Annotated in this window: 27 protein-coding genes and 2 tRNA genes; 20 read left to right on the top strand and 9 right to left on the bottom strand. The window is 69.0% G+C overall.

Going from position 1 to position 25,384, the window contains the following annotated elements; genetic code table 11:
• Window positions 1-5 precede the first annotated feature (5 nt).
• Entirely contained in the window at window positions 6-701 is a 696-nt protein-coding gene (locus AC3ANN_RS15905; RefSeq protein WP_488338357.1) for an NADPH-dependent F420 reductase, read from the bottom strand.
• A gap of 41 nt (window positions 702-742) precedes the next feature.
• Here AC3ANN_RS15905 and AC3ANN_RS15900 point away from each other — a divergent pair, with 41 nt between their 5' ends.
• The 5 genes from AC3ANN_RS15900 to AC3ANN_RS15880 all read left to right on the top strand — a co-directional run bounded on the left by AC3ANN_RS15900 (window position 743) and on the right by AC3ANN_RS15880 (window position 7,341).
• Entirely contained in the window at window positions 743-1,750 is a 1,008-nt protein-coding gene (locus tag AC3ANN_RS15900; protein ID WP_488338356.1) for a LacI family DNA-binding transcriptional regulator, read from the top strand.
• A gap of 350 nt (window positions 1,751-2,100) precedes the next feature.
• Window positions 2,101-3,837, top strand: coding sequence for a glycoside hydrolase family 13 protein (locus AC3ANN_RS15895; RefSeq protein ID WP_488338355.1), 1,737 nt, complete (start codon window positions 2,101-2,103; stop codon window positions 3,835-3,837).
• Window positions 3,838-3,866: 29 nt separating this feature from the next.
• Window positions 3,867-5,234, top strand: coding sequence for an ABC transporter substrate-binding protein (locus AC3ANN_RS15890; protein WP_488338354.1), 1,368 nt, complete (start codon window positions 3,867-3,869; stop codon window positions 5,232-5,234).
• A 155-nt stretch (window positions 5,235-5,389) separates the two neighbouring features.
• The gene (locus tag AC3ANN_RS15885) at window positions 5,390-6,358 is read left to right on the top strand and encodes a carbohydrate ABC transporter permease (protein WP_488338353.1); all 969 of its coding nucleotides are present in this window, start codon (window positions 5,390-5,392) and stop codon (window positions 6,356-6,358) included.
• Window positions 6,355-7,341, top strand: coding sequence for a carbohydrate ABC transporter permease (locus AC3ANN_RS15880; RefSeq protein WP_488338352.1), 987 nt, complete (start codon window positions 6,355-6,357; stop codon window positions 7,339-7,341). The genes AC3ANN_RS15885 and AC3ANN_RS15880 overlap by 4 nt, the downstream gene beginning before the upstream one ends.
• Here AC3ANN_RS15880 and AC3ANN_RS15875 read toward each other — a convergent pair.
• Window positions 7,331-8,770, bottom strand: coding sequence for a diacylglycerol/lipid kinase family protein (locus tag AC3ANN_RS15875; protein WP_488338351.1), 1,440 nt, complete (start codon window positions 8,768-8,770; stop codon window positions 7,331-7,333). The two genes, AC3ANN_RS15880 and AC3ANN_RS15875, sit on opposite strands and share 11 nt — an antisense overlap.
• Before the next feature lie 690 nt (window positions 8,771-9,460).
• Between AC3ANN_RS15875 and serS the strand changes: the two genes are divergently transcribed.
• The 6 genes from serS (at window position 9,461) to AC3ANN_RS15845 (ending at window position 14,760) form a co-directional block, all read left to right on the top strand.
• Entirely contained in the window at window positions 9,461-10,726 is a 1,266-nt protein-coding gene (gene serS, locus AC3ANN_RS15870; RefSeq protein ID WP_488338350.1) for a serine--tRNA ligase, read from the top strand.
• Entirely contained in the window at window positions 10,723-11,667 is a 945-nt protein-coding gene (locus AC3ANN_RS15865) for an HAD family hydrolase (RefSeq protein WP_488338349.1), read from the top strand. The genes serS and AC3ANN_RS15865 overlap by 4 nt, the downstream gene beginning before the upstream one ends.
• Window positions 11,668-11,865: 198 nt before the next feature.
• A tRNA-Ser gene (locus AC3ANN_RS15860) sits at window positions 11,866-11,950 on the top strand.
• A gap of 51 nt (window positions 11,951-12,001) precedes the next feature.
• A complete protein-coding gene (locus AC3ANN_RS15855) occupies window positions 12,002-13,279 on the top strand; it encodes an LCP family protein (RefSeq protein WP_488338348.1) in 1,278 nt (425 codons plus the stop codon).
• A complete protein-coding gene (locus AC3ANN_RS15850) occupies window positions 13,279-14,592 on the top strand; it encodes an LCP family protein (protein ID WP_488338347.1) in 1,314 nt (437 codons plus the stop codon). Before AC3ANN_RS15855 ends, AC3ANN_RS15850 begins: the two co-directional genes overlap by 1 nt.
• 76 nt (window positions 14,593-14,668) lie before the next feature.
• A tRNA-Ser gene (locus tag AC3ANN_RS15845) sits at window positions 14,669-14,760 on the top strand.
• A 107-nt stretch (window positions 14,761-14,867) separates the two neighbouring features.
• On the opposite strand, the gene AC3ANN_RS15840 is transcribed toward AC3ANN_RS15845, so the two are convergent.
• Both AC3ANN_RS15840 and AC3ANN_RS15835 read right to left on the bottom strand, forming a co-directional pair.
• Window positions 14,868-15,839, bottom strand: a complete 972-nt coding sequence (locus AC3ANN_RS15840; RefSeq protein ID WP_488338346.1) for a tyrosine-type recombinase/integrase — start codon at window positions 15,837-15,839, stop codon at window positions 14,868-14,870.
• Window positions 15,840-15,963: 124 nt separating this feature from the next.
• Complete coding sequence (locus AC3ANN_RS15835; RefSeq protein WP_488338345.1) at window positions 15,964-16,554, bottom strand: hypothetical protein; 591 nt, start codon at window positions 16,552-16,554, stop codon at window positions 15,964-15,966.
• A 112-nt stretch (window positions 16,555-16,666) separates the two neighbouring features.
• On the opposite strand from AC3ANN_RS15835, the gene AC3ANN_RS15830 reads away from it, so the two are divergent.
• From AC3ANN_RS15830 to AC3ANN_RS15790, 9 genes are all read left to right on the top strand, one after another.
• Window positions 16,667-16,900: a helix-turn-helix domain-containing protein gene (locus AC3ANN_RS15830; RefSeq protein ID WP_488338344.1), complete on the top strand. Its 234-nt coding sequence runs from the start codon at window positions 16,667-16,669 to the stop codon at window positions 16,898-16,900.
• Window positions 16,884-17,606 carry a ParA family protein gene (locus AC3ANN_RS15825; protein WP_488338343.1) on the top strand — a complete coding sequence of 241 codons (723 nt, stop codon included), beginning with the start codon at window positions 16,884-16,886 and terminating at the stop codon, window positions 17,604-17,606. Before AC3ANN_RS15830 ends, AC3ANN_RS15825 begins: the two co-directional genes overlap by 17 nt.
• A complete protein-coding gene (locus AC3ANN_RS15820; protein WP_488338342.1) occupies window positions 17,597-18,241 on the top strand; it encodes a hypothetical protein in 645 nt (214 codons plus the stop codon). Before AC3ANN_RS15825 ends, AC3ANN_RS15820 begins: the two co-directional genes overlap by 10 nt.
• A complete protein-coding gene (locus AC3ANN_RS15815) occupies window positions 18,238-18,498 on the top strand; it encodes a glutaredoxin family protein (protein WP_488338341.1) in 261 nt (86 codons plus the stop codon). Before AC3ANN_RS15820 ends, AC3ANN_RS15815 begins: the two co-directional genes overlap by 4 nt.
• A complete protein-coding gene (locus AC3ANN_RS15810) occupies window positions 18,492-18,968 on the top strand; it encodes a hypothetical protein (protein WP_488338340.1) in 477 nt (158 codons plus the stop codon). Before AC3ANN_RS15815 ends, AC3ANN_RS15810 begins: the two co-directional genes overlap by 7 nt.
• Complete coding sequence (locus AC3ANN_RS15805; protein ID WP_488338339.1) at window positions 18,965-20,086, top strand: hypothetical protein; 1,122 nt, start codon at window positions 18,965-18,967, stop codon at window positions 20,084-20,086. Before AC3ANN_RS15810 ends, AC3ANN_RS15805 begins: the two co-directional genes overlap by 4 nt.
• Complete coding sequence (locus AC3ANN_RS15800; protein ID WP_488338338.1) at window positions 20,083-20,385, top strand: hypothetical protein; 303 nt, start codon at window positions 20,083-20,085, stop codon at window positions 20,383-20,385. The genes AC3ANN_RS15805 and AC3ANN_RS15800 overlap by 4 nt, the downstream gene beginning before the upstream one ends.
• Window positions 20,386-20,421: 36 nt before the next feature.
• Complete coding sequence (locus AC3ANN_RS15795; RefSeq protein WP_488338337.1) at window positions 20,422-20,640, top strand: hypothetical protein; 219 nt, start codon at window positions 20,422-20,424, stop codon at window positions 20,638-20,640.
• A gap of 240 nt (window positions 20,641-20,880) precedes the next feature.
• Window positions 20,881-21,096: a hypothetical protein gene (locus tag AC3ANN_RS15790; protein WP_488338336.1), complete on the top strand. Its 216-nt coding sequence runs from the start codon at window positions 20,881-20,883 to the stop codon at window positions 21,094-21,096.
• Between the two features lie 9 nt (window positions 21,097-21,105).
• On the opposite strand, the gene AC3ANN_RS15785 is transcribed toward AC3ANN_RS15790, so the two are convergent.
• The 5 genes from AC3ANN_RS15785 to AC3ANN_RS15765 all read right to left on the bottom strand — a co-directional run bounded on the left by AC3ANN_RS15785 (window position 21,106) and on the right by AC3ANN_RS15765 (window position 25,358).
• Window positions 21,106-21,672, bottom strand: a complete 567-nt coding sequence (locus AC3ANN_RS15785) for a recombinase family protein (protein WP_488338335.1) — start codon at window positions 21,670-21,672, stop codon at window positions 21,106-21,108.
• Window positions 21,669-22,682, bottom strand: coding sequence for a zeta toxin family protein (locus AC3ANN_RS15780; RefSeq protein WP_488338334.1), 1,014 nt, complete (start codon window positions 22,680-22,682; stop codon window positions 21,669-21,671). The genes AC3ANN_RS15785 and AC3ANN_RS15780 overlap by 4 nt, the downstream gene beginning before the upstream one ends.
• Before the next feature lie 521 nt (window positions 22,683-23,203).
• On the bottom strand, window positions 23,204-24,013 hold the full coding sequence (locus AC3ANN_RS15775; RefSeq protein ID WP_488338333.1) for a hypothetical protein: 810 nt from the start codon (window positions 24,011-24,013) through the stop codon (window positions 23,204-23,206).
• On the bottom strand, window positions 24,010-24,978 hold the full coding sequence (locus AC3ANN_RS15770) for a threonine ammonia-lyase (protein WP_488338332.1): 969 nt from the start codon (window positions 24,976-24,978) through the stop codon (window positions 24,010-24,012). Before AC3ANN_RS15770 ends, AC3ANN_RS15775 begins: the two co-directional genes overlap by 4 nt.
• Window positions 24,975-25,358 (bottom strand): RidA family protein, encoded by a 384-nt coding sequence (locus tag AC3ANN_RS15765; protein WP_488338331.1) that lies wholly within the window; start codon window positions 25,356-25,358, stop codon window positions 24,975-24,977. Before AC3ANN_RS15765 ends, AC3ANN_RS15770 begins: the two co-directional genes overlap by 4 nt.
• Window positions 25,359-25,384 lie beyond the last annotated feature (26 nt).

Raw genomic sequence — 25,384 nt, 5'->3', positions numbered from 1 at the left:
CGCCGTCAGGGAAGACGGTTCGCCTTCGCGAGGTTCTCGCGCAGCTCGGCGGCGGTCTGGCGCGCCACGTACGCGGGCCGGTCGCGCTCGAGTCGCCACGACTCGCTGAGGGGGCCCGCGCTCACGGTGTCGAAGCCGAGCCGGTCGTAGATGTCGGTGACCACCTCGATCGCGTCGGCGTGGTCGCTCGCGGTGCCGAGTGCGCGGCGGTTCGGCTCGCCGGCCGGGAGGCCGGTGGTGTTGATCTCCGACGCGAGGATCTGGTTGAAGGCCTTCACGACCTTCGACGTCGGCAGGTGCTGCTGGACGATCTCGGAGGTCGTGGTCTCGCCGCGGTCCAGGGCGTCGATGTGGCCGTCGCGCTCGAAGTAGTAGTTGTTGGTGTCGACCACGATCTTGCCGGCGAGGGGCTCGACGGGCACGTCCTTCACCGCCTTGAGCGGCACCGTCACCACGGCGATGTCCGCTGCGGCGGCGGCCTCCGGCGCGGTCGCGGCGCGGACCTTGGGACCGAGCCCGGCCACGAGGTCCTGGAGCGTCTCTGGCCCCCGCGAGTTCGCGATCACCACGTCGTAGCCGAGGCCCGAGAACGCCCGCGCGAGTGCGCTGCCGATGTGTCCTGCACCGATGATTCCGATGGTTGTCATGGTGAGGCGCAACGGTGCATCCCCCGACCGATATTCCGCATCCGTAGCTTTCATCCACTTGCGGAATCACGCAAGTTCTTGCGTACACTGAACGCATGTCGAAGCGTCTCGCAGAAGTCGCGCGCAAGGTCGGGGTCAGCGAAGCGACCGTCAGCCGGGTGCTCAACGACAAGCCGGGTGTCTCTGACGCCACGCGCCAGGCCGTGCTCACGGCGCTCGATGTGCTGGGGTACGAGCGCCCGACCAAGCTCCGCGGCGAGCGCGCACGGCTCGTGGGCCTCGTGCTGCCCGAGCTGCAGAACCCGATCTTCCCCGCGCTCGCCGAGATCATCGGCGGCGGTCTGACCCAGAACGGCTACACGCCGCTGCTGTGCACGCAGAACGCGGGCGGCATCACCGAGTCGGACTACGTCGACCTGCTGCTGCAGCAGCAGGTGTCCGGCGTCATCTTCCTCGGCGGCAATTACAGTCAGGCGGATGCCGCGCACGAGCACTACGAGCGGCTGCGGCAGGTGAACCTCCCGACCGTGCTGGTGAACGCGCGCATCCCGTCGCTCGACTTCGCGACCGTGTCGACCGACGACGGGGCGGCCGCGGAGCAGGCGATCCAGCACCTCCATCAGCTCGGGCACCGGCGGATCGGGCTGCTGTTCGGCCCGCTCGACCACATCCCCTCGCAGCGCAAGCTCGCCGCAGCGCAGCGCCTGCTCGACCGGCTCGGGTCGCCTCTCGACGAGACCCTCGTGGTGCGCGGCCTGTACTCCCTCGAATCCGGCCAGGCGGGGGCGTCGCGTCTCTTCTCCGCCGGGGCGACCGCGATCGTGTGCGCGAGCGATCCGCTGGCCCTCGGCGCGGTGCGTGCCGCGCGCCGGGCGGGGCTGCGCGTGCCCGACGACGTGAGCGTCGTCGGCTTCGACGACTCGTTCCTGATGAGCTGCACCGAGCCGCCGCTCACGACGGTGCGTCAGCCCATCGAGTCGATGGGGCGCACCGTCATCGACCTGCTGCTCTCGCAGATAGCCGGCACGACCGAGGCCGGCGACGAGCTGCTCTTCGAGCCCGAGCTCGTGCTGCGGGCGTCGACGGGCCCCGTCCCGGCCTGACCCGTCTCGCGAAACGGGGGGCTGCTCGCCGCCGGAGCCTCTCGCGTGCCTCGGTCCGCCGCTTTGCACACGGTGCGGGTGGTACAGCGAGCTCACCGGCGGCAGCGCGCGATCCCGCAGCCACCCCGCGCCGGCGACCACGTCGCCGAGATCGAAACGCGCGAGCAGGCGTATGGGAAGGCGCGCCCCTAGGACGCCCCCTGGTCGCGAAGATCGCCGACTTAATCACCTGGCAGCGCACGCATGCACCAACTGTTGTTGCTTAATCGTGATCTTGCATTGATCTGTCAAAGACTTGCGTGATTGGGGCCACGCGAATACATTCTCCTCATCGAGTCTTTCCATCGACGATGAGGAGTTCCGTGGACACCGAGGTCCTTGCCCGCAGCGACCACGCGGTCCCCGCCACCGACGATCCGCTGTGGTGGCGCTCCGCCGTGATCTACCAGGTGTACGTCCGCAGCTTCGCCGACGGAAACGGCGACGGCACGGGCGATCTGGCGGGGGTGCGCTCGCGTCTGGGGTATCTGAAGGACCTCGGCGTCGACGCCATCTGGTTCACGCCCTGGTATCCCAGCCCGATGGCCGACGGCGGCTACGACGTCCAGGACTACCGCGACATCGACCCGCGCTTCGGCACGCTGGAAGAGGCGGAGCTGCTCATCCAGGACGCCCTGAGCCTCGGCATCCGCACCATCGTCGACGTCGTCCCGAACCACATCTCGGATCAGCACCCGTGGTTCCAGGCGGCGCTCGCCGCGGGCCCCGGAAGCCCCGAGCGCGAGCGCTTCTGGTTCCACCCGGGTCGCGGCGAGCACGGCGACGAGATCCCGACGAACTGGGTGTCGAGCTTCCAGGGGCAGACGTGGACCCGCACGACCAACCCCGACGGCACGCCGGGGGAGTGGTACCTGCACCTGTTCACGCCCGAGCAGCCGGACCTGAACTGGAACCATCCCGACGTGCGCCGCGAGCACGAGGAGATCCTGCGGTTCTGGTTCGATCGGGGCGTCGCCGGCGTGCGCATCGACTCCGCGGCGCTGCTCATCAAGGACCCCGACCTCCCCGAGGTGGGCGCGAAGCCCGACCACCCCACCGAGGACCGGGACGAGCTGCACGACATCTACCGCGCGTGGCGCGCGATCGCCGACTCGTACCCGGGCACGCGCGTGCTCGTCGGCGAGATCTGGGTGCCCGACATCGTGCGCTTCACGAATTACCTGCGCGCCGACGAGATGCATACCGCGTTCAACTTCGACTTCCTGGCGCGGCCGTGGGGCGCGGCATCCTTCCGCGAATCCATCACCGCGACCCTCGCCGCCCACGCGCCCGTCGGCGCCCCGTCGACATGGGTGCTGAGCAATCACGATGTCACGCGACCCGTGACGCGCTACGGCCGGGAGGACAGCGCCTTCGCGTTCCTCAAGAAGCGCTTCGGCGTGCCGACCGACCCCGAGCTGGGCCGGCACCGCGCGCGCGCTGCGGCGCTGCTCGTCGCAGCGCTCCCCGGGAGCCTGTACATCTACCAGGGCGACGAGCTGGGACTGCCCGAGGTCGAGGACCTCCCCCTCGAGGTGATCGAGGACCCCATGCATTACCGCTCGGGCGGGATCGACCCGGGACGAGACGGATGCCGCGTGCCGCTGCCGTGGTCGGGCGACCGGGCTCCGTTCGGGTTCGGCGCCGACGGCGTGGCGACGTGGCTGCCGCAGCCCGCCGGCTGGCGTGCGCTCACCGTGGAGGCACAGGAGTCCGACCCGCACTCGACGCTCAACCTCTATCGCGAGGCGCTGCGGCTGCGGCGCGAGCTGCCCGAGCTCGGCGACGGACCCCTGCAGTGGTGGGACGACGCCGTGCCTGCCGCAGGTGCCGGGGCCGCGGCATCCGATGTCCTCGCCTTCCGGCGTGGCGACCGCTTCGCGTGCGTCGTCAACACCGGCGACGACCCGGTCGTGGTGCCCCCCGGCGCGACCGTCCTCCTCTCGAGCGCACCGCTCGAGGACGCCCTGCTTCCCGGCAACGCCGCGGCATGGCTGCAGTTCGAATCCACCACCCCCACCCCGGAGACCTCCGCGCCGAGAGGCTGACGCGGATCTCCTCTCTGAAAGGAAAGACGATGAAGTCACCAGCAAGGGTCCTGCTCGCCGGTGTCGCCACCGTGGCGACGGTCGGCGCACTCGTCGGCTGCTCGGCACCCGGCGGCGACAGCGGCGACGGCAAGGTCGAGCTGCGCGTCGCGACGTTCCCGCCCGGCGCCGACGAGGCCGCCTACGAGGCGTTCGCCGAGCAGGAGGCGCAGTTCGAGGACGAGCACCCCGACATCGACATCATCGGTGTCGAGTACGAATGGGAAGGCCCGACGTTCGCCGTGCAGCTCGCCGGCGGCAGCCTTCCCGACGTGTTCACGGTGCCGTTCACCGACTCCAAGACGCTGCTCGAGAACGGTCAGCTCATGGACGTGACGGCCGAGATGAAGGAGCTCGGGTACGAGGACAACTTCAACCCGGTCATCCTCGACGGCGTCAGGGACGCCGACGGCAACATCTTCGGCTTCCCGCGCCAGGCGTACGCGATGGGCCTGCACTACAACCGCGAGCTTTTCGAGGCGGCGGGGCTCGACCCCGACCAGCCGCCGACCACGTGGGAAGAGGTGCGCGAGTACGCCAAGCAGATCCACGACGCGACCGGCAAGGCCGGCTACGCGCAGATGGCGATCAACAACACCGGGGGCTGGCAGCTGACAGCCGCCACGGTCGCCCGCGGCGGTCGCACGCAGGTCGACAACGAGGACGGCTCGGCCGAGTCGACGATCGACAACGAGGCCACGGCGGCGGCGCTGCAGTTCCTGCACGACGTGCGCTGGGAGGACGACGCGTTCGGCGCAAAGTCCGACCTCGACTGGGGCACCATCAACCAGGAGTTCGCCGCCGGCAACATCGGCATGTACACGTCGGGCTCCGACGTGTACTACGCCCTGGTCCGCGACTTCGGCATGGATCCCGACATCTACGGGCTCGGCGTCCTGCCCGTCGAGGGTGAGGACCCCGGCACGCTGGGAGGCGGCGACATCGCGGTCATCAGCCCGACCGTGGACGACGCGACCAAGGAGGCCGCCGTCGAGTGGATCGACTGGTACTACATGCAGAAGCTCATGAACGAGGATGCCGCGGTCGCCGACGCCGAGACGCTCGCCGCCTCGGAACAGGCGGTCGGCACACCGCTGCTGCCGGTGCTCAGCCGTGAGCTGTACGAGGAGTCGCTCGTCTGGATCGAGCCGTACATCAACGTGCCGCGCGACCAGATGACGCCGTTCATCGACAGCATCTGGGACCAGACGCCCGTCGGCGAGCCGAAGAAGTCCACGCAGGAGGTGTACGCGCTCCTCGACACGGTGGTCCAGACGGTCCTCACCGACCAGAACGCCGACATCGACGCTCTCCTGGCCCAGGCCCAGGCGGACGCCCAGGCCCTGCTCGACGAGTGATCATGTAGCGGATGCCGCGGCCCCGGCGCCCGAACGCCGGGCCGCGGCATCCGTCCCCCTCCGCGCGAGACTTCACGAATGTCACTGTCCGCGCCCGAAACGGTGACATTCGTGAAGTCTCGCGGACCACGTAAGAACCACAGCGAAGGCTGAACATGACCATGACGATCGAGGAGCGCGCGGCAGAGGCATCCGTCCCGCCCGCCGCCCCGCCCGCGCGGCCGCGGCGCCGACGCAGCCCGCTCACGTGGTACCGCGGCGGGGGGCTGGCGAACCTGCTGTTCGTGCTGCCGATGGTGTTCGTGTTCTTCTTCTTCTCGTGGTCGCCGATCGTGCAGTCGGTGATCATGAGCCTCCAGAAGACGAACCTGATCGTCTCGGAATGGGTGGGCTTCGACAACTACGTCGCGGTGATCACCGATCCCGAGCTCGGGCGCGCGGTGATCAACACGATCTACTTCGCGGTGCTCGCGCTGCTCTTCGGGTTCCCGCTGCCGCTGCTCATGGCGGTGCTGATGAGCGAAGTGCGGCGCGGCAAGGGGCTGTACTCGGCGCTCGCGTACCTGCCCGTCGTGATCCCGCCCGTGGTGGCGGTGCTGCTGTGGAAGTTCTTCTACAGCGCCGACCCGTCGGGCGTCTTCAACACGGTGCTGGGGTGGTTCGGCGTCCCGCCGCAGCCCTGGATCCAGTCCGCCGCGCAGGCGATGCCGTCCCTCGTGCTCGAGGCGACGTGGGCAGCGGCCGGCGGCTCGATCATCATCTACCTCGCGGCGCTGCTGTCGGTGCCCCCGGAGCTGTACGACGCGGCCGAGGTCGACGGCGCCGGCATCTGGCGCAAGATCTGGCACGTCACGCTGCCGCAGCTGCGCGGCATCCTCTTCATCATGCTGATCCTGCAGGTCATCGCGACCGCGCAGGTGTTCCTCGAACCGTTCCTGTTCACCGGCGGCGGACCCGCGGGCGCGACGAAGACGATCCTCCTCTACATCTACGACAAGGCGTTCCGCAACAGCCTGGGCGGCGACTACGGCGAGGCGACCGCGGTGTCGGTGCTGCTGGCGATCGTGCTCGCGATCCTGTCGTGGCTGTACTTCAAGCTCACCAACCGCTGGAGCACCTCATGATGTCGACGATCACCAACGCCGAGCGTCGAGAGGGCATGCGGGGCTTCCTGTCGCGTCGCGGCTCCGGCGGCGGCCGCAAGCGCTCATCCGTGGACGACATGGCCGAGCGCACCGTCGTCTCGACGTCGGAGCGGCGCAGGCCCGGCACGCGGGTCGGGATGTCGCTGACCCACGTCTTCCTCTTCGTCACGCTCGTGATCGCCGGGCTCGGTCCGATCCTGTGGCTCGCGAAGTCCGCCGTCACGCCCACACAGGACACCATCCAGCAGCCGTTCGCGCTCTGGCCGAACGGCATCGACTGGCAGAACCTGTCCGCGGCGTGGAACGACATCCACATCGACCAGTACTTCTTCAACACCGTCGTGATCGCGGCGGGCGCGTGGTTCGCGCAGCTGTTCATCGCGACGACCGCGGGCTACGCGCTGTCGGTGCTGCGGCCGAGGTACGCGCCGATCCTCAACGGGCTGGTGCTCGCGACGCTGTTCATCCCCGGGATCGTGCTGCTGGTGCCGCTGTACCTGACGATCGTGCGGCCGCCGTTCCTCGGTGAGGATGCCAGCCTGCTCAACAACTACCTCGCGGTGTGGCTGCCGATGGCGGCGAACGCGTTCAACATCCTGCTCGTGAAGCGGTTCTTCGACAATCTGCCCCGCGAGGTGTTCGAGGCGGCGAAGACCGACGGCGCGGGACCGTTCCGGCTGTTCTGGTCGATCGTGCTGCCCATGTCGAAGCCGATCCTCGGCGTGGTGTCGGTCTTCGCGATCATTGCGGCGTGGAAGGACTACCTGTGGCCGATGCTGGTCCTGCCCGACCCGGCCGTCCAGCCGCTGTCGGTGCGCCTGCCCGCGGTGCAGTCGCAGACCGAGCTCGACGTGTTCCTCGCGGCGCTCGCGATCGCGACGCTCATCCCGATCGCGATGTTCCTGCTGTTCCAGTCGGTGTTCCTGCGCTCGGCCGGGCTCGGAGGCGCCGTCAAGGGGTGACGGATGCCGTGGCCCGCCGGCGCTGTCGCGCCTGCTTGCGGGACTTCTTGCGCGCCCCGTTGGCCGGAGGAGTGATGGAGTGGCCGCGCGGGATCGCGATCTGCAGCGCCGCGGGCTCGACCCGCACGGTCACGTGCACCGCCTCGCCGAACTCGTCGCCGTCGAGCTGCACCGGCCGCGGCTCGCTCGTGCCGATGTCGATGCCGTCGCCGCGCGCGTAGCGCACGGCGCTGTCGCGCGTGCGCAGCGACAGGATGCGACGCCCCGTGCGAAAGCGCCGCAGCACGCTGTTGTCCCACGCGACGCGCCGCCACACCAGGAGCCACCCGAACGGTCCCTTGGGCTGGACGATCACGATGTCGAGCTCGCCGTCCGAGACCGACGCCTCGGGGATGAGCTCGAGCCCGGCCGGCAGCGAGCCGCAGTTGGCGAACAGCACGCTCTGCACGCGCGTGGAGTGCAGCCGGTGGCCGGGCAGCTCGTACATGACGCGGAACGGCTGCGCGCTCACCAACGACCGCGCGGCGCCATCGACATACGCCACCCATCCCATCGACTTCTTCAGCTGCGGGTTCGTGTTGGCGATCATGGCGGCGTCCAGGCCCATGCCGCCCATCACGACGAACGCGTGCTCGTCGACCTTCCCGTCGGGGCGACGCAGCCGCGCCAGCCCGACGTCGATCGTCTCGCGATCGCCGTCGAACGTCGCCCGCACCATGTCTTCGGGCCCGTCCAGCGGAAGCTGCAGGTTGCGGGCGAGCAGGTTGCCGGTGCCGCTCGGAACGATGGTCAGCGGCACCTCGCTGCCGGTCATCGCCTCCGACACCGCGCGGACCGTCCCGTCGCCGCCGGCCACGAGCACCGCGTTCACCCCCTCTTCGAGCGCTTGCCGCGTCACGTCGTCGCCCAGGTCGTCGACGGTCGTCTCGTAGAACAGCGGCTCGTTCCAGCCCGCCTCGGCCGACAGCCGCGCCACGAGGCTCCGGAGCTGCTCGGCGTCGACCTTGATGGGGTTGTACACGAGGGCGGCCTTCGGGCTCGGCCGGCCGGTGTCCGCCAGCGGCTCGGTGCGTCCCGCCGCGTCGACGCGGCGTGCCTCGCCGGTCTCGTCATCGGCGGTGTCGGGGGCGACGTCCTCCGGCTCGCGGATCACCTGATCCGGCGCCGCGGCCGCCTCCGGGTCGGGCCCGTCCGTCGAGGGCGGGCGCGCCGCGCCGGTGTCGCCGGTCGCGACGTCGGCCGCGGCATCCGGGTCGCCCGTCTCGGCCGCAGCCCGCGCGAGGTCGTCGTCGGACGGCGCGGGAGCCTCGGCCGCCGCGGCCAGCTCCGCGGTCTCGGGACCGTCGGCGTACACCGCGTCGGCGGGGTGCGGCGGATCCTCCGCGCCGGGCCCGGTGTTCTCACGGTCAGGACCGGATGCCACTGCCATGCCCCAACTCTAAGACGCCGCCCGCGGATCCCGCCCGGATGCCGCCGGATCCCGCCGGTTGCCGCGTCACCGGGCCGTCGCCACGTTCGGGTCGCACCTTCGGGGGTCGCACCTTCGGGGGTCGCGACACGCGGGGTGGGGCGGTCGATTCCGCGTGTTGCGCCACCTGAGTGTGAGCGGGGGCGCCGGATGCCTCGTCGCGGTGCCCTCGATAGCGCCCGGGATGCCGCGTCACCGGGCCGTCGCACGATCGGCGGCCGCCCGTTCGGGGGTCGCGACACGCGGGGTAGTGCGGTCGATTCCGCGTGTTGCGCCACCTGAGTGTGAGCGGCCGCCCGTTCGGGGGTCGCGACACGCGGGGTAGTGCGGTCGATTCCGCGTGTTGCGCCACCTGAGTGTGAGCGGCCGCCCGTTCGGGGGTCGCGACACGCGGGGCGGCGCGGTCGATTCCGCGTGTTGTGCCACCTGAAGGCCGGCGGGGCGCCGGATGCCTCGTCACGGTGCCCGAGATTGCGCCCGGATGCGCGTCATCGGGCCGCCGCACGTTTCGGGGGTCGCGACACGCGGGGCGGCGCGGTCGATTCCGCGTGTTGTGCCACCTGAAGGCCGGCAAGGGGCGCCGGATGCCTCGTCACGGTGCCCTCGATAGCGCCCGGATGCCGCGTCACCGGGCCCGACTAAGCTTGCAGGGTGATCGATCCCGTGCTCCTCCGCGACAATCCCGAGCTGGTCAAGCGCTCGCAGGTGGCGCGCGGGGAGTCGCCCGACACCGTCGACGCCGCCCTCGAAGCGGATCGCGCGCGGCGGGCCGCGATCACGGCGTTCGAAGAGCTCCGCGCCGCGCAGAACGCGCACGGCAAGCGGGTCGCGCAGGCCCCCAAGGAAGAGAAGGCGGCGCTCGTCGCCGAGGCCAAGGAGCTCAGCGAGCGGGTCAAGCAGGCCCAGCACACGGTCACCGCCGCGGAAGAGGCATCCGACGCCGCCTTCGCCCGGATCGAGAACATCGTCATCGACGGCGTGCCCGCGGGCGGCGAGGACGACTTCGTGACGCTGCGGACGCACGGCGAGAAGCCCGTGTTCGGGTTCGAGCCGCGCGACCACCTCGAGCTCGGCGAGCTGCTGGGAGCAATCGACATGGAGCGCGGCACGAAGGTGTCGGGCAGCCGCTTCTACTTCCTCACCGGCATCGGCGCGCGCCTCGAGATCGCGCTCATGAACCTCGCGCTCGACCGCGCGCTGCAGGCCGGGTTCACACCCCTCATCCCGCCGACCCTGGTGCGGCCGGAGGTCATGCGCGGCACCGGGTTCCTCGGCCAGCACTCCGACGAGGTGTACCACCTCGAAGAGGACGACCTCTATCTCGTGGGCACGAGCGAGGTGCCGCTCGCCGGCTACCACATGGACGAGATCCTCGACCTCTCGCGCGGCGCGAAGCGCTACGCGGGCTGGTCGACCTGCTACCGCCGCGAGGCCGGATCGTACGGCAAGGACACGCGCGGCATCATCCGCGTGCACCAGTTCAACAAGCTCGAGATGTTCGTCTACACGACACCGGAGGATGCCGAGGCCGAGCACTCGCGTCTCGTCGAGCTGCAGGAGGGCATGCTGCAGGACCTCGGGCTGTCGTACCGTGTGATCGACGTCGCCGCGGGCGACCTCGGGTCGAGCGCGGCGCGCAAGTACGACGTCGAGGCCTGGGTGCCGACGCAGAACGCCTACCGCGAGCTCACCTCGACGTCGAACTGCACGACCTACCAGGCGCGGCGGCTCGACATCCGTCACCGTCCCGACGGCGGGAAGACGCAGCACGTCGCGACCCTCAACGGCACGCTGGCGACCACGCGGTGGATCGTCGCGATGCTCGAGACCCATCAGCGCGAAGACGGGTCGGTCGTCGTGCCCGAGGTGCTGCGGCCCTTCCTCGGCGGACTCGAGGTCATGGAGCCGATCGCGTGACGCCCGCTGCCGAGGACTCCTTCACCGAGGCGCGCCTGCCCGACACCGGCGAGGTCGACGTCGTCGAGCCCGCGGAGGCGGCAGAGGTCGTCGAGGAGCTCGCGCGCGAGACGTCCGCAGCCCCGACGGTCGTCGAGCGCCTGCTGATCGCCCTCGATATCGACGGCACGGTCATCCTCGAGGACGAGTCGCTGAGTCCCGGTGTCGTCGACGCCGTCGAGCACGCGCACCGCGCCGGTCACGAGGTGATGCTCGCGACAGGGCGCAGCTGGGAGGGCACCCACGGCATCCTCCGCACGCTGAACATCGCTCCCGAGTTCGTCGTGTGCTCCAACGGCGCCGTCGTGCTCAAGCGCATCGGTGACCCGAACCCCGGCGGCGAGCCGCGATACGAGCGGTGGCACGTCGAGACATTCGACCCGCACGAGGTGCTGACGCTGCTGCGCGAGCACCTGCCCGACGCGCGATACCTCGTCGAGCTGCCCGACGGCACGCGCCTTTACACCGAGCACCTCGACGACTGGAACCTCACCCATGCCCGGCGCGTGCCGTTCGACGAGCTCAGCGCGCAGCGGGTGTGCCGTGTCGTGGTCGTCGCCCCCGAGCAGGAGGAGCAGGACTTCGTCGACCTCGTCGCGCGCATCGGCCTGCACCAGGTCTCATACGCCGTCGGCTGGACGGCCTGGCTCGACATCGCCCCGCAGGGCATCGACAAAAGCACGGGCCTCGAGCGCGTGCGCACCGAGCTCGGCATCGACCCCGCGCACGTGCTCGTGATGGGCGACGGTCGCAACGACCTCGGCATGTTCCGCTGGGCCCTCGAGCGCGGCGGCCGCGCGGTCGCGATGGAGCAGGGCCCCGAGGAGGTGCGGGATGCCGCGGGCGAGATCACCGCGTCGGTGCAGGCCGGCGGGGTCGCGGCCGTGCTCCGCGCGCTCTGACCCGATTTCCTCCACTGATCGGGGTTTCCGTTCACTGGTCCGGGTTTTCGTCGCTGAGCCTGCCGGCGCGCCGGTTCAGCGGCATCCCGTGCGTCTTTCAGAGCTTGCACAGGCGTCGTTGGAAGAATGAGGCGACAGTGCTGTCGGCTAGACTCGACGCCTGTTCGACGGATGCCGCCCTCGCGGTGGGATCGGTCGGGAGGGTTGTCCGAGCGGCCGATGGAGCTGGTCTTGAAAACCAGTGGGCAGAGATGTCCCGTGGGTTCGAATCCCACACCCTCCGCTCAAGAAGGTCCGGAGGGGTGGACCGCGCAAGCATCCCGAGAGGAACCGAGTGAGCGAGACGAGCAGGCACCCGAGGCGTGGCCGCCGCACGGTGGCACGTCACGGTGAGCTCTCGTCTCCGCATCCGTTCGGAACGATCCTCAAGATCCTGGGAGTCGTCGTCGCGGTCGTGCTCGTGTCGGGCATCGGCGTCGCCTCATACGCCGCGTACGATCTCGCGGCGAGCTTCGCCGAGGGCGGCGTCGAACTCGAGGGCCAGGGCCCTGTGCCGCCCGACATCGGAGCGATCGAGGGCGGCGTCGATCTGCTGCTGGTCGGCACCGACGAGTGCGAAGAGGAGTACGCCTACATCTTCGGCGACCGCTGCACGGGCGCCGACGCCGAGGGGCAGCTCAACGACGTCAACATGCTCGTGCACATCGCCGACAACCCGCGGCGCGTCACGGTCGTGTCGTTCCCGCGCGACCTCATGATCCCGCTGCCGTCGTGCACGCGCGAGGACGGCTCGGTGAGCCCCGAGACCTCGAAGTCGCAGATCAACGAGGCGTGGGGTCGCGGCGGCCTGTCGTGCGTCGCGAAGACCATCTCCGAGCTGAGCGGCGAGAACATCCCGTTCGCGGCCAAGGTCAGCTTCGGCAACGTCATCAACATCACCGAGGCGATCGGCGGCGTGGACGTCTGCATCGGCAACGGCGGAATCCGCGACCACTACACCGGCATCAACTGGCCGGCCGGACCGAGGACCATCTCAGGCGTCGAGGCGCTGCAGTTCCTGCGCACGCGCCACGGCCTCGAGAACGGAAGCGACCTCGCGCGCATCTCGAACCAGCAGCAGTACATGTCGAGTCTCGCCCGCAAGCTCGTGAGCGAAGAGGTCCTGTCGGACCCCGCGGCTCTGTACCGGCTCGCGACGACCGCCGTCGACAACATCACCAAGAGCGAGTCGCTCGCGAACCCCTCGACCCTCGTGCAGATCGCGATGGCCGTCCGCGGCGTGCCGTTCGAAGACATCAACTTCGTGCAGTACCCCGTCTTCACCGACCCCGCCGACGTCGACCGCGTCGTGCCGAACTACGAGAAGGCCGAAGAGCTGTGGGCGGCGCTCGCCGCGAACGAGCCGATCGAGCTGACGAACGACCAGAACAACACCGGCGGCGTCGTCACCGTCGACCCGCAGCCGACGGAGGAGCCCGTCGAGACCGCGCCCGATCCGACCGCCACCGGAACCCCCGCGCCGACAGAGGCGGCCGTGCCGATCGACGACCTTCCCGGCCAGTCCGCCGCCGAGCAGACGTGCTCGGCCGGCAACGTGAGGGCCGACGACTGATGGCAGCGCAGGACCGGTCCTCGAGAGAGGGCCGCGCACCGCTCGCGCGTCACGGCGTACTGCCGACGCGGCATCCGTTCGTCACGATGCTCGCCATGCTCGGCGTCGTGCTCGGCGTCGTCGGCCTGAGCGCGACCGGCGTCACCGCCTACAGCGTCTGGAATGCGGCGGAGACGGTGACCGCCAACGCCGTCGTGCTCGACGAGGACAAGCCGCTCCCGCCGTCGCTCGGCGCGATCGAGGGCGGTGTGAACCTGCTCCTGGCCGGCACCGATTCGTGCGAGGGCGAGAACGCCCAGCTCTCGACCGCCTGCCAGCGAGGCGACACCGAAGGCGAGCGCAACGACGTCACGATGCTTGTGCACATCTCGGACGAGCCGCGGCGCGTGACCGTCGTGTCGTTCCCGCGCGACATGCTCGTGCCGATCCCGTCGTGCCCCAAGGAGGACGGCAGCGGCAACTACTCGGCCATGGCATCGCAGCCGATCAACGCGTCGTACCAGTACGGCGGGCTGGCGTGCACCGTGCTGGCCGTCGAGGCCCTCACGAAGCAGGAGATCCATTTCGCCGGAGCGATCCGCTGGACCGGCGTCATCAACATGTCCGACGCGATCGGCGGCGTCGACGTGTGCGTCGCGGGCGACATCAGCGATTCGCACACGGGCCTGAGCCTCACCGCCGGCACCCACACGCTCGAGGGCGTGCAGGCGCTGCAGTTCCTGCGCATCCGCCACGGCATCGGCGACGGCTCCGATCTCGGGCGCATCTCGAACCAGCAGCAGTTCATGTCGTCGATGGTGCGCAAGCTCCAGTCCGACGCGGTGCTCGCCGACCCCGGCCGACTGTTCAACCTCGCGACCACCGCGATCGCGCAGGTGCAGGCGGGCCAGCTCGTGCTCAGCTCGGGCCTCACCAACCCCACCCTCATGGTGCAGATCGCGATGGCCGTCAAGGACGTGCCGTTCCAAGACATCGTGTTCGTGCAGTACCCGACCGTGTATTCCAGCGACGGCACGCGGGTGGAGCCGGTTACGGATGCCGCGGACGCCCTCTTCGCCGCGCTCGCGGCCAACCAGCCGCTGACCCTGACGGGCGACGCGAGCCAGGGCTACGGCGTCGAGGTGACGGGCGAGGTCGCGCAGCCTCCGGCCCCGGACGCCGGGACCGAGGTGGGGTCGACTCCGGCGCCCGAGGGCTCGGAGGCGGCGCCGGTCGAGCCGACCGCTCCCGCCGGTGAGCAGCGGGTGGCGCTGCCGTCGGACATCGCCGGCCAGACCGCAGCGCAGACCACCTGTACCCTGCCGGAGGACTGAGTCCTCGGTTCTGCGCTCGCGCGCGCAGCGGTTATGATTGCCAGGTGTGTTCGCCGGCCCGGCCGTCCGAATGCCTGGAGACGTCGCATAGTCAGGCCTAGTGCACCACCCTGCTAAGGTGGAGTCCCCGTAAGGGGACCGAGGGTTCAAATCCCTCCGTCTCCGCCATACGTCCGCGTCAGAGAGCCTTGATTTTCTGCGGATTTCTGGGATGCGCGCGATCCACTGTGCGGTCCGTGCCCACATTTTGCCCACATCCGTTGCGGGATGGGACTTCAGGCGTCGCTACCAAGCTGTGCGGCTCTTGAACGATCGAGCGCGCTAGATACGGCGTCGAGATCGTCGTCGAAGAGGTCGGCGTACACGTCGAGGGTCATCGCTGCGGACGCGTGGCCGAGCATACGCTGGATCGCCTTCACGTTCGCGCCGGCTTGAACGGCGAGCGAGGCGGCAGTGTGCCGGAGGTCGTGGATATGCAAGGTGGGAACCCCGACCGCCTCGGCTGCGGTCTTGAACCACGACTTGGAGTGCGCGCTTGTGCGCACGCGTTTCATGAACGTGCCGGACTTGCTCGGGAACACCAACGCGTCCAGCGGGAGCTTCTCAACCCGGCGCTCTAGTTCGTCGCGTAGGAATGGCGGCATCGGGACGTCGCGGATCTTGTGGGACTTGGGTGTCCCCTCGAAGAACTCGCCGCCGACTTCGACGGCGTTCTGCGTGACCCAGATTCGGGACTTGCCGAAGTCGATCGCTTGCACTCGCAGCCCTGCGACCTCGGCCCAGCGCATGCCGGTGTAGGCCAGCGTGCGGATCAGCGTCGCGTTGTCGCCGCTGGCCTTGGCGAGCCGGTCTACCTGACGGTGAGTGAGGTAGACGTGGCGTGAGGCGATCTTCTTCGGCAGGCCGATCTTGCCGCCGCGTGCAGGATTGAGTGCGATTCTTCTGTCGTGGACTGCGTCGTCGAGGATCGAGGCGAGCGCGCCGTAGGTCCGGATGACCACGGACGCGCCTAGCTGCCGGTTCAACTCTGCAACCCAGCCTTTGACGTCGGAGTGCATGATGTCGGTGATCGCGACGCGACCCCAGCGTGGCTTCACGCGCAGCCGCCATGCGACCTCGAGTGGCGCATAGGCAGACGGCTTGAGAGCGGCGTGCTTCGCCGCCAACCATGCGGGGCCCAGTTCGCCGATTGTGACTCGCGCGCGGCTGGGGTCGAGAAATGTCCCTTGCGCTTTGGTGAGTTCCACGCTTGCGAGGAAGAGCTCCGCGTCGCGTTTTGTCTTGAATCCGCGTTTGTCGGTCTGTGTGCCGTCGGGTCGCCGGTACCGGACTCGATAGCGCCTGCCCGCGCTCGTGGAGTAGGGGCTGACGCTACCCATCCGCCGGGCGGCCGACGTTGGACGTCATGCCGGCCAGCCACCCGGCGGCCCGGGCGGAGTTGATCCAGTAGTTGGCGGTGCGTTCGGGAACGTCGAGTTCGAGGGAGACGAGCTTAGCCGGTGGCAGTTCTGCGAGGGCGGCGGTGCCGTAGAGGATCTCGACGACTTCCCACCTCTCGTCTTTCATGCCGCGTTTGACGACGGCTTGAGCCAGCCATGGCGGGATGATCCGGCCGTCGTCGGCGGTGAGGTCTGCGATGGCGGTCCACTCCGCGTCGGGGTCGTCGTCGAGCCGTAGCGCGATGCAGTGGGGGACAGCGGCTTGCAGGATCGCCTGCGGTGCGGCGTGCTTGAGCCGGTACTCGCTGAAGTTCTCGGCGATCGCGCGGTTGACGATGGTGGTGATGAGGTAGCGCCCCCGGTCGGGGCTGTAGTGCGCCTCGATGGTGGTTTCCACGCCCGCGGTGTCGTCGACCGCGGTCGCGACGAAGCTGGGTGCGATGCGCAATGCGGCCCCGAGCGGCTGTGTGGCGTGCGTGGCTGCCATCTTCTTGCCGTCGATTGTCTTCACGTCGACCTTCACCCCCTTAGTTTGCCGTGCCGCAAACGCGTTCTACAGAACCTCTTGACTAACCATACTTTTTAGGCGTGTACTGCTGTCAAGTCGATTCTGAGTTCACTAGAAGGAGTGGGAGATGTCGACAGCGACGAATCCGGCGGAACCGGTGCTCAGCAAGGAGCTTCTGACCCCGAACGACGTGGCCGCGCTTATCCCGGGTTTGAAGCCGAAGCTGCTGGCGGAATGGCGGTACAAGAAGACGGGGCCTCGGTTCTACAAGGTGGGGCGGATCATCCTGTACCCGTTCGACGACCTTGAGGCGTGGTTCGAAAGCCTCGAAGGCGGTGGCCCTCATGTCGACGACCGTTGAGCGCCCAGCGGCGCTCTCGACGAACTCGATCGGTGACGCGCCGATGCGGGTCGTCGCGATCGCGAATCAGAAGGGCGGGGTGGGGAAGACCACTGTCACGATGCAACTTGCAGCGGCTATGTCGCGGCGGTTCCGGGTGCTGGTGGTGGATGTGGACCGGCAGCAGTCGACGGTGTGGTGGGCGGAGAACGCCCGCGACCGGCTGCCGTTCGATTTCGCAGGCAGCGCGAGCCCGAAGCTGCTCGTCCGCCTGCGGGAGTTGCGCGCGGAGTACGACTTCGTGCTGGTGGACACTCCCGGCAATCTCGAGGACACGCCGGTGCTGGAGACAGTGCTGGACGCGTCGGACTACGTAGTGGTGCCGTTGACGCCGGAGCCGCTCGCGGTCGAGCCGACGATGCGCACGATCAGCCGGCTGATCGAATCACGGCATTTGCGGTACGGGGTGCTGCTGAACCGCATCGACGCGCGGATCCCCTCCCAGCTGGAGAGGTGGCGGGAGCTGCTGGACTCCACGTGGGGGGTGCCGCGGTTCGACGCGTACCTGCGGCAGTACAAGACGCAGTCGGACGCGCCGGTGCTCGGTGAGCTGGTGACCACGCTGCGGGACAACCGCCGCACCGCCGGCGCGATCGCCGATGTCACCCGGGTCGGGCTCGAGGTGTCCCAGCAGTTCGCCCCCGCGATGGCCGGACGGTGGTGGTGACGATGGGAAAGGTCGATCTCGCCCGCCGGCTGAGTGATGCCCGTGCCCGGGTGGACGCGGAGACGCCGGCGGAGGAGCGGGGTCTGGCGAAGTTCGCGCGGCTGACCCGGAAAGACGCCCGGGTACGGGCGGACCAGGATGTCGCGCTCACCGCGTTGGTGAAGTCGCTGATGCGCCGCCGCCGGGTGAAGACGGAGCGGATCACCGAGAACACCCTCATCCGGGTCGCGATCGACCTGCTGCTCGCTCATGCCGACCAGCTTCGCGGTTCGACGGAGGACGAACTCCGGGAGTCCGTGACTTCCGAACTCCGCACCTCCCGCGCTCCCGCCTTCCCGGACACCCGAACCCCGGAACACCCGGAGTCCGGGAGAACAGACGTGCCGCACTCAAGAACCCCGGCAATGACGCACCCGCAGCCTCCCGTGTCTGCGGACGCTGAAGCTTTGGTGGCGCTGCGCCCCGCGACTCCGGTCGTTCCGGATGAAGGTGCTGGTCCGCGGCCTGGTTCCCGGGGAGCGGCGCCGTGGGATCCAGGCCGCCGGCACGTCCACCCCACCGGCGCCCGACTCGACGTCTTCACGGCACCGCACGCTTCACCCGGTGGCTCGCGAGACCTGGAGGTGTCGCGATGACCACAGTCACCGTGTACACGACCGGGGCGGGGTGTCTGCAGTGCGCGCTCACGGAGCGGCTGCTCACCGCCGCCGGCATTCCGTTCACCGATGTCGACCTTACGGACGACGCGAACGCCACCGCCCGAGTTTACGTCACCATCGAGCTCGGCTACTCTCGCGCCCCGGTCGTGGTCGTCGACGATCACGACCACTGGTCCGGGTTCCAGCCCGACCTCATCAAACGCCTCGCCAGCCACCTGTCGGGGCCATGGTGAACCCGCTGAGCAGCCCGGTGCCGGGCGAGACGATCGCGGAAGCAGGACAACGGATCCGGGACGCGGTCCCGATCCGCGGCGACCGGGCGACCGATGAGGACTGCCGCGCCGGGCGCGCGCTGATCGACGACACGTTGACCGCTCGCGGAATCCGCCCCGGCGCCCGGGCGTGGCACACCGCACAACTCGGCGACGGGCGCGTCGCCGGTGTCTGGGCGAACTCCATCGAGGAGGCGGAGCTCGAGCTCACGGTCTGGTGGGGCATCCGCTGCCACTGGATCCGCCAGGACCCGGACTGCCGCCTGTTCGACGAGTACCACCCGAAAGGGAAACGCTCGACCACGGACGCGGACCGCCGGTTCCCGCTGGGACCACCCCGCCGCATCCGCAACCGGTTCGCCCCCGCCAGCTCGCTGCTCGACGACATCTGGACACCAACCACCGCTACACGCGGGCCGACACGGACATGACCATTCCCCAAACCCCACCCTCGAACGACAGGCGCGAACCGGCGACACCTCCCGCCACCCAGCCGGCCGACGATAGGGAGCGTGACCGCAAGCAACGCGACCGGCAGGCCCGCCGCGCGTACCGGGAACGGAACGCGGAGCGGATCCGGGAGTACAAGCGGCAGTGGCGGCAACGCAACGCCGACCACATCCGCGCCTACCGCGCCGCGTACGACAGCGAGCGCCGGGACGAGATCCGGGCGAAGAACCGGGAGTACATGCGGGAGCACGCCCCGCGGATGGCCGCGGAACGGGCCCGCAGACAAGCGAAACTCGCGGCGAAGCGCCGCTACTACGAGACGCATAATGACCAGTACACCGAGTATCAGCGGCGCTGGCGGGCCCGGAAACGCGCCGAGGACCCCGACGGGTACCGTGCCGCACAGAACGCGCGGCAGCGAGAATGGCGCGAAGCGAACAAAGACCGGCTCAACGCCCAGCTCCGCGCCAAGCGCCGCGAGAACCCCGAAGCGCACCGTGCGGCGTCCCGCGCCTACTACGCCACCCATGCCGAGCAGCTCAAGGCACAAAAACGCGCCTACTACCAGGCGAACCGAGACACTATCCTGGCCCGCAACCGGGCCTGGAAACAACGCGAGAAGCGCCGCAAGGAAGCCGGACTCCCGCCCCGCCGAATCCGCACCACCCCCGCCGCGCAGCGACAGGCCAACGCCGCCGCCGCCGACGAATTCTTCGCCCGGGAGCGCACACCCGAGGAGATCGCGGCGATGCGGCGCGGACCGGTACCTTCGCCCACGCTGCTGCAGCCGACACCTGACGAACTGGTGGCCGCGTTCCTGCGCGACAGCGCCCGAGCGCGGATCGAGCACGCCCTCGCCACCGACCTCAGCCATGCGCGGCGCGGTCGACTCGCCGAGGTCCGCCGCTACCTCGCCTCCCAGAAGATCTCCGGGCGCGACATGCGGGAGGCAGTGGAGAACGCCCGGATGGACGCGATCGCCAAAGACATCAACGACCGGCTCCGTCACCGCGACCCACCCCGCCGAACCCACCACCTCGACCCCGCCGCCCCACACCCGGGGCTCACCCCGCACACCGCGATGGGACCAAACCGATGACCACCCCGACCGGAGACCCGACCATGATCGACCGCGCCGACACCGAAGCCACCCTCTACCGGGTCGCGATCTGCGCCTTCACCTACCACCCCGACAAAGACCGCGACGAACCCGGCTACACCGTCGACGAGGACATCGCCTGGTGCCTTCAACCCCTCACCGCTCTCCCCGCCGAGACGTTCGACGAGCTACGCGAAACCGTCCGCACCCTGATCACCACACCCGCCGCTGATCGGCAGGCGTTCATCCGCTACCTCGCCGCACTCGCCGACCCCCACCCGATCCCCGAAAGCCCCTGACGCCCCGTCCACCCTCCACAGAGGAAGGATCCTCCCGTGAATCTCACCACCCAGGTGCAACCGATCCTGGCCGTCACCGTGGTGGCCGCGATCATCATCGTGCTGCTGATCGTCGTCCTCGTTCGCCACCTGCTGCAGAGCCGTCTCCGCGCAGCCGCAGCGACAACGGGAGGCATCATCCTGCTCACCGGCATCGCCTGGGTCGCAGCCACCTGCGCGGCCGCGATACCCGTGGGCGCCGCACTCGAGTCGTAGACCCGGTTGCGGCCTGGGCGGGAGCAGCGAACGGGCGGATGCGGCTTCCTGGCCGGTCATCGTAACTCCCTCCACGCGTTCCCTGCCGGGCTTTCGCGGCATATCCTCACCCCTCCGCTAGCGCTCCGGGCCTCCGGTATTCCACGACCCGGCACTCCACACGCTCCGGTCGCACACGACGCCACATGCCAGGAAGCCACCACCACAGTCAACAAACGAGGAACGGAGGAGGACATAGAGATGGCCAGCGATGCGCATTCTGTTGGAGCGGACACCTCCGGACCCGAGACCGCGAACGGAAGCTCCGCGACGGGTCTCATCGATCTGTGGTTGGAGGCTGCCCTCCAGGTCGACGCGCTGCAAGCACAGGTCGCGTATCTCGAGAGGGCGTGGCTTCGTGCCGAAGCCGACGCCGATTACTGGTACTTCCAAGCCTGCAACCGCGACCACCACTGAGTCAGTTCCTCAGCGCTGCGAGCGCTTGGCGAGCGCACGATGCACCGAGTTGGTGCTCACCCCGAGGACACGCGCGATATGGGTGACCGGCCGGCCGAGATTCCGAAGCTCCACCGCCATCGCCACCCTCTCCGGCGTCATCACCGTCGGCCTGCCCGGACGCTTCCCGGTCGCCGCCGCCGACTCCATACCCGCCCGAGTCCGCACACTCACCAGCCGGCGCCGCAACGCCTCCAACGCGGCCACCACCTCCGCCGGATCCGCGGTGTGCTCCGCGCCGGTGCACAGCGCCGGTTCCGCCAGCGACCGGAACCCGATCCCTCGAGCGGTGAGCCCGCTGACGGTTGTCACGAAATGCGTCACCGCGTGCGACAGATGCGACGCGCTCGGCACTGCCAGCACGTCACCCGCCCGGAGAAACGCCAGACAGTCGGCGAGGCCGGGACGCGCACGCGGGTCCCTTGACGCATCATCCGTGAACACCCGGTCGGCGCCGGACCGCGTGAGGCTGGCAACATCGGCGTCCGCACCCACCCCGGGGGTCAGCTCGCGGGTGTAGCCGACGAGGCGACTCACCGCGACACGCCCCCGCGGTCCGGGCCCTCGACCGCCACGGCCGGCGCGGCGACATCGACGCGCGGGGCCTGGTTCATGGACTGCCGAAGCCCGACCAGTCTCGCGACCGTCTTCTGCTCGATCGCGGTGGCGAACTTCCCGGATGCCGGGACGTGCAGCTCCGGAATCACCTCCCGCAATGCGGTCTCGTGCAGATCGACCAGCAACTCGGTCACCTCGACCGGCAACGCCCGGCGAGTCATCGCGAACTGAGTCGAGTGATGCAACTCGCTCAACCACTGAGTCGCATCAAACCTGTTCATCCGCGCCGACTGCGCCGAGGCAAGAGCCGTCGCCGCGCCGGCGAACCCTCGACCAACACCGGACTTCGCAGCGTCGAAAACCACGCGGCCGTCACGACTCACGACTGTGACCCGGTCAGCCCACCCCGACTCCTCAACCGACGCGACGAGCGCACGCGTCGCCTGGACACCCGCGTCATGCATCGCCCGGGTCGTCAACACCGCTGGGCGACCAGCCTGAACACCGGAGAGGTACCCTGATGCGACAGACAACAGACTCTCGGCCCGGCGGGACCCCACAGCTACGAGGCGAGTCGCGAACCCCTCAGCCGCAAACCGCTCTGCGGTCCCAACAGCAGCTGCAGTGTTCGTGAAGGCTCCCTCGAGCACTAGGGAGCGGCGGTGATCTCGGGCGAATCGAATACACGCGCTCACCCAGCCACTCACCACCTGCGCGGCGGCTGCGTTCGCCTCCGCGTCCGCGCCGGTCATCCTCCACCGTGTGAACGCCGGATGGAACGCCCACAACTCTTCGCCGTTAAGGACCGCCATGCCCGGGGAATCGCGCACCAGTGTCGTGACGGCGCGGGACCGACCGGAACCGGGCTGCCCGGCGAGCAACGCAAGGACGGGGCCCTCGCTCGCGGTTTCCTCCGGGAAGATCAGCGGAAGAATATCGCGCCGAAAGGTCTCGTCTGGTGTCGTGCCTATCAGTCCGTCCGCGCTCATGACGCACGACCCTCGGCGTCACGAATCAGTCCCTCGATACGACTCGTGAGCGCGGTCACCGCAGCGCGATCGTACGGGTCCACCGATAGGACCTCGTCCCGCAGACTCGCCAGCTCTGCCCACGCGTCATCCGCCCGCCCGTCGGCACGGACGGTGATGCCCAAGAGTGCGATCGCGTCGACGGCGACCTCACGCATCCTGTCGTACGCAACGACATCGTTGACTCGCCAATGCGAGCTTCTCTGGGGTATCGGGCCTCCCACCCGCACCATCGTACCGTTGCCAAAAAGGTCCCGTCGCATTTTTGGTGCCGCTCGGCTCGTGAGCCCCCTGGGTCACGTACCGCAACAAGGTCTCAATCCGCACCGGCAACGTCCTGTATCAGGTCGCGCCAGTCGGCGGCCGGATGATGCGGATGCACCGACGAGGACACGTGATGGTCCAGCGTCGGTGCATCCATGGACGCAAAGATGCCGGGGGTCGCCGTTAGCCGTTGGGATGATGCGACGCGGATACCCGGGTCAGGGACGCGACGGTACTTGCAGCCTGTCGGCCCAGGCCCGGATGCGCTCGTCGAAGCCGGTGAACCGGCTTCGACGTAGCGCACCTGTCGAGTCGATGTGTCGGTCGCCGGCAAGACCGAACGCGTTGAGTACGCCGGAAACCACCGGCTTCGCCGCTCCCGTCAGGGCGGGGGATAGGCAGTCCGCGTGGGAGATCAGGCAGCGGGATGGGGCCGGCTGCGCCGCTCGCTGGCCAGTCGGGCCATACACGCCGCGATCGTGGCTCCAGATCTCCACTGGCGTATTAGTTGGCGGCACAATTGCTGCCTCGACCGCCAGATGTTCGGCGCCGAACCGGTCGACGTACGCGGCCCCAAGGCGTAACGCCGCAAGCAAGATCCACACGGCAGCGCCCTCGCCGACGGCCCATACGGTGTCGTCTTTTGTTGCGCTCGTTGCGATAGTGCCGACGGAGACGGCGACAAGCGCCGAGCCATCGGCACCTAAGGCGCAGCGGTATCGCCCGCCAGGTGCGGTCGAAGGTGCGGAGGGGGCAAAGACCAACCGATCGGGGAGAGTCTGGGGCGGCTCGCTCGCGAGCGGGATAGGCGCGGGCCACATGGCGACCTGCTGACGCACGAGCTCGACCAGCGCCGACGCCGTCATGGGAGCGGCATGGTGATGCGCCGTGGGTGTCGCGGCGAGAACGATCCAGGCAGTGTCTTCCTCGAGAGTCGTCACTTCTCGGATGAGGTGGAGACGCTCCGCCGCATCCGCGGGAACCACCGACGGATCCGAAGGATGGGTCTCGGGCTGCGGGCTCTTCACGCCGTCGGCCGCCCGAGCGTCTCAAGGGCACGAACGATCATCGACGTGTCAACGTTTCCGCCGGAGAGGAGTGCGACGGTGCGGCCGTACGCCTCCGGCGCTGTCAAGTAGGCGGCGACGCTGAGAGCCCCGCTGGGTTCGACGACCAGTCGCGAGCGTCGAGCGAGCAGACCCATCGCTACGAGGATCTCATCCTCCGTCACCGTCTCGATCGCTGTCACTCTGCGCTGCACGATCGGGAACGTGTTCGTCCCCAGGGAGGGCGCACGGGTGCCGTCCGCGATCGTGCGCTGTGTCCTCTTCTCATCCCAGCCGATTCGCTGGCCACGCGCGAGGGACTCTCGAGCGTCGGCGGCGAGCTCGGACTCAACCCCCACAATCCGCGTATGAGGCGACAGTGTGCTCAAAGCGACGGCGATCCCGGAGATCAACCCGCCGCCACCCACGGGGACGAGTACCGTGTCGATCTTGCGCAGATCCTCCGCGATCTCGATCCCTATCGTCCCCTGACCTGCGATCACGTCAGGGTCGTCGAAGGGATGGATCAGAGACATGCCTCGTTCTTCGCTTAGCTCGCGGGCACGATCGGCGCGCTCAGCGACGGCAGCGCTCACCACCTCCGCGCCGAGGGCGCGCGACGCGGCGATCTTCACTGGCGAGGCGCCCTCTGGCATCACGATGGTCACGGGAATGTCGGCGGCGCGTGCCGCCCACGCGAGGGCCTGTCCGTGATTTCCGGAGGAGTGCGTGACGACGCCGCGGGCGCGCTCCGCCGCTCCGAGCCGCGAGATGGCGTGGGTCGCGCCGCGGACTTTGAATGCGCCTGTGCGTTGAAGGTTCTCGGCCTTCAGCCACAGATCCCCAGGCGCCCATTGGGCGGGCAGAAGTGGCGTACGTGCCACGGAGCCCGTGATCCTCTCGTGCGCGTCCCTGATGTCGGCGAAGGAGACGGCGAGTTCCCTCATTCCGTCCGGCTCCGCACAGCGATTGCGTCCAGCTCGACGCGGGCACCGTAGGGCAGCTCTGCGACGGCTATGCATGTGCGAGCGGGAAGCGGCTCTGGTAAGGACTGCTGGTATGTCTGGTCCATCGCATTGCGGTCCGTCATCGATACCAGGTACACCGTGATCTTCAGGACATCCGCCAACCCGAGCCCGACCGCCGCAAGCCGGGTCTCTAGGTTTACGAAGACCTGACGAGTCTGTCCAGCGATGCCGCCGTCGACGAGTGCGCCGTCGCGCAGCCCAAGTTGGCCGGAGACGAAAACCAATCCGATGGGGCTTTCTCGGACGGGGCTGTACGGGTGCCGCGCCTGTGCGGGGCTAGCGGGGGCGAGTTCGGTCATGGTTCTCCTCGGTGTGCAGCGTGAGC

This window comes from Microbacterium sp. STRO-2N, assembly GCF_057747775.1.
This window is presented reverse-complemented; position numbering and strand designations above follow the sequence as displayed.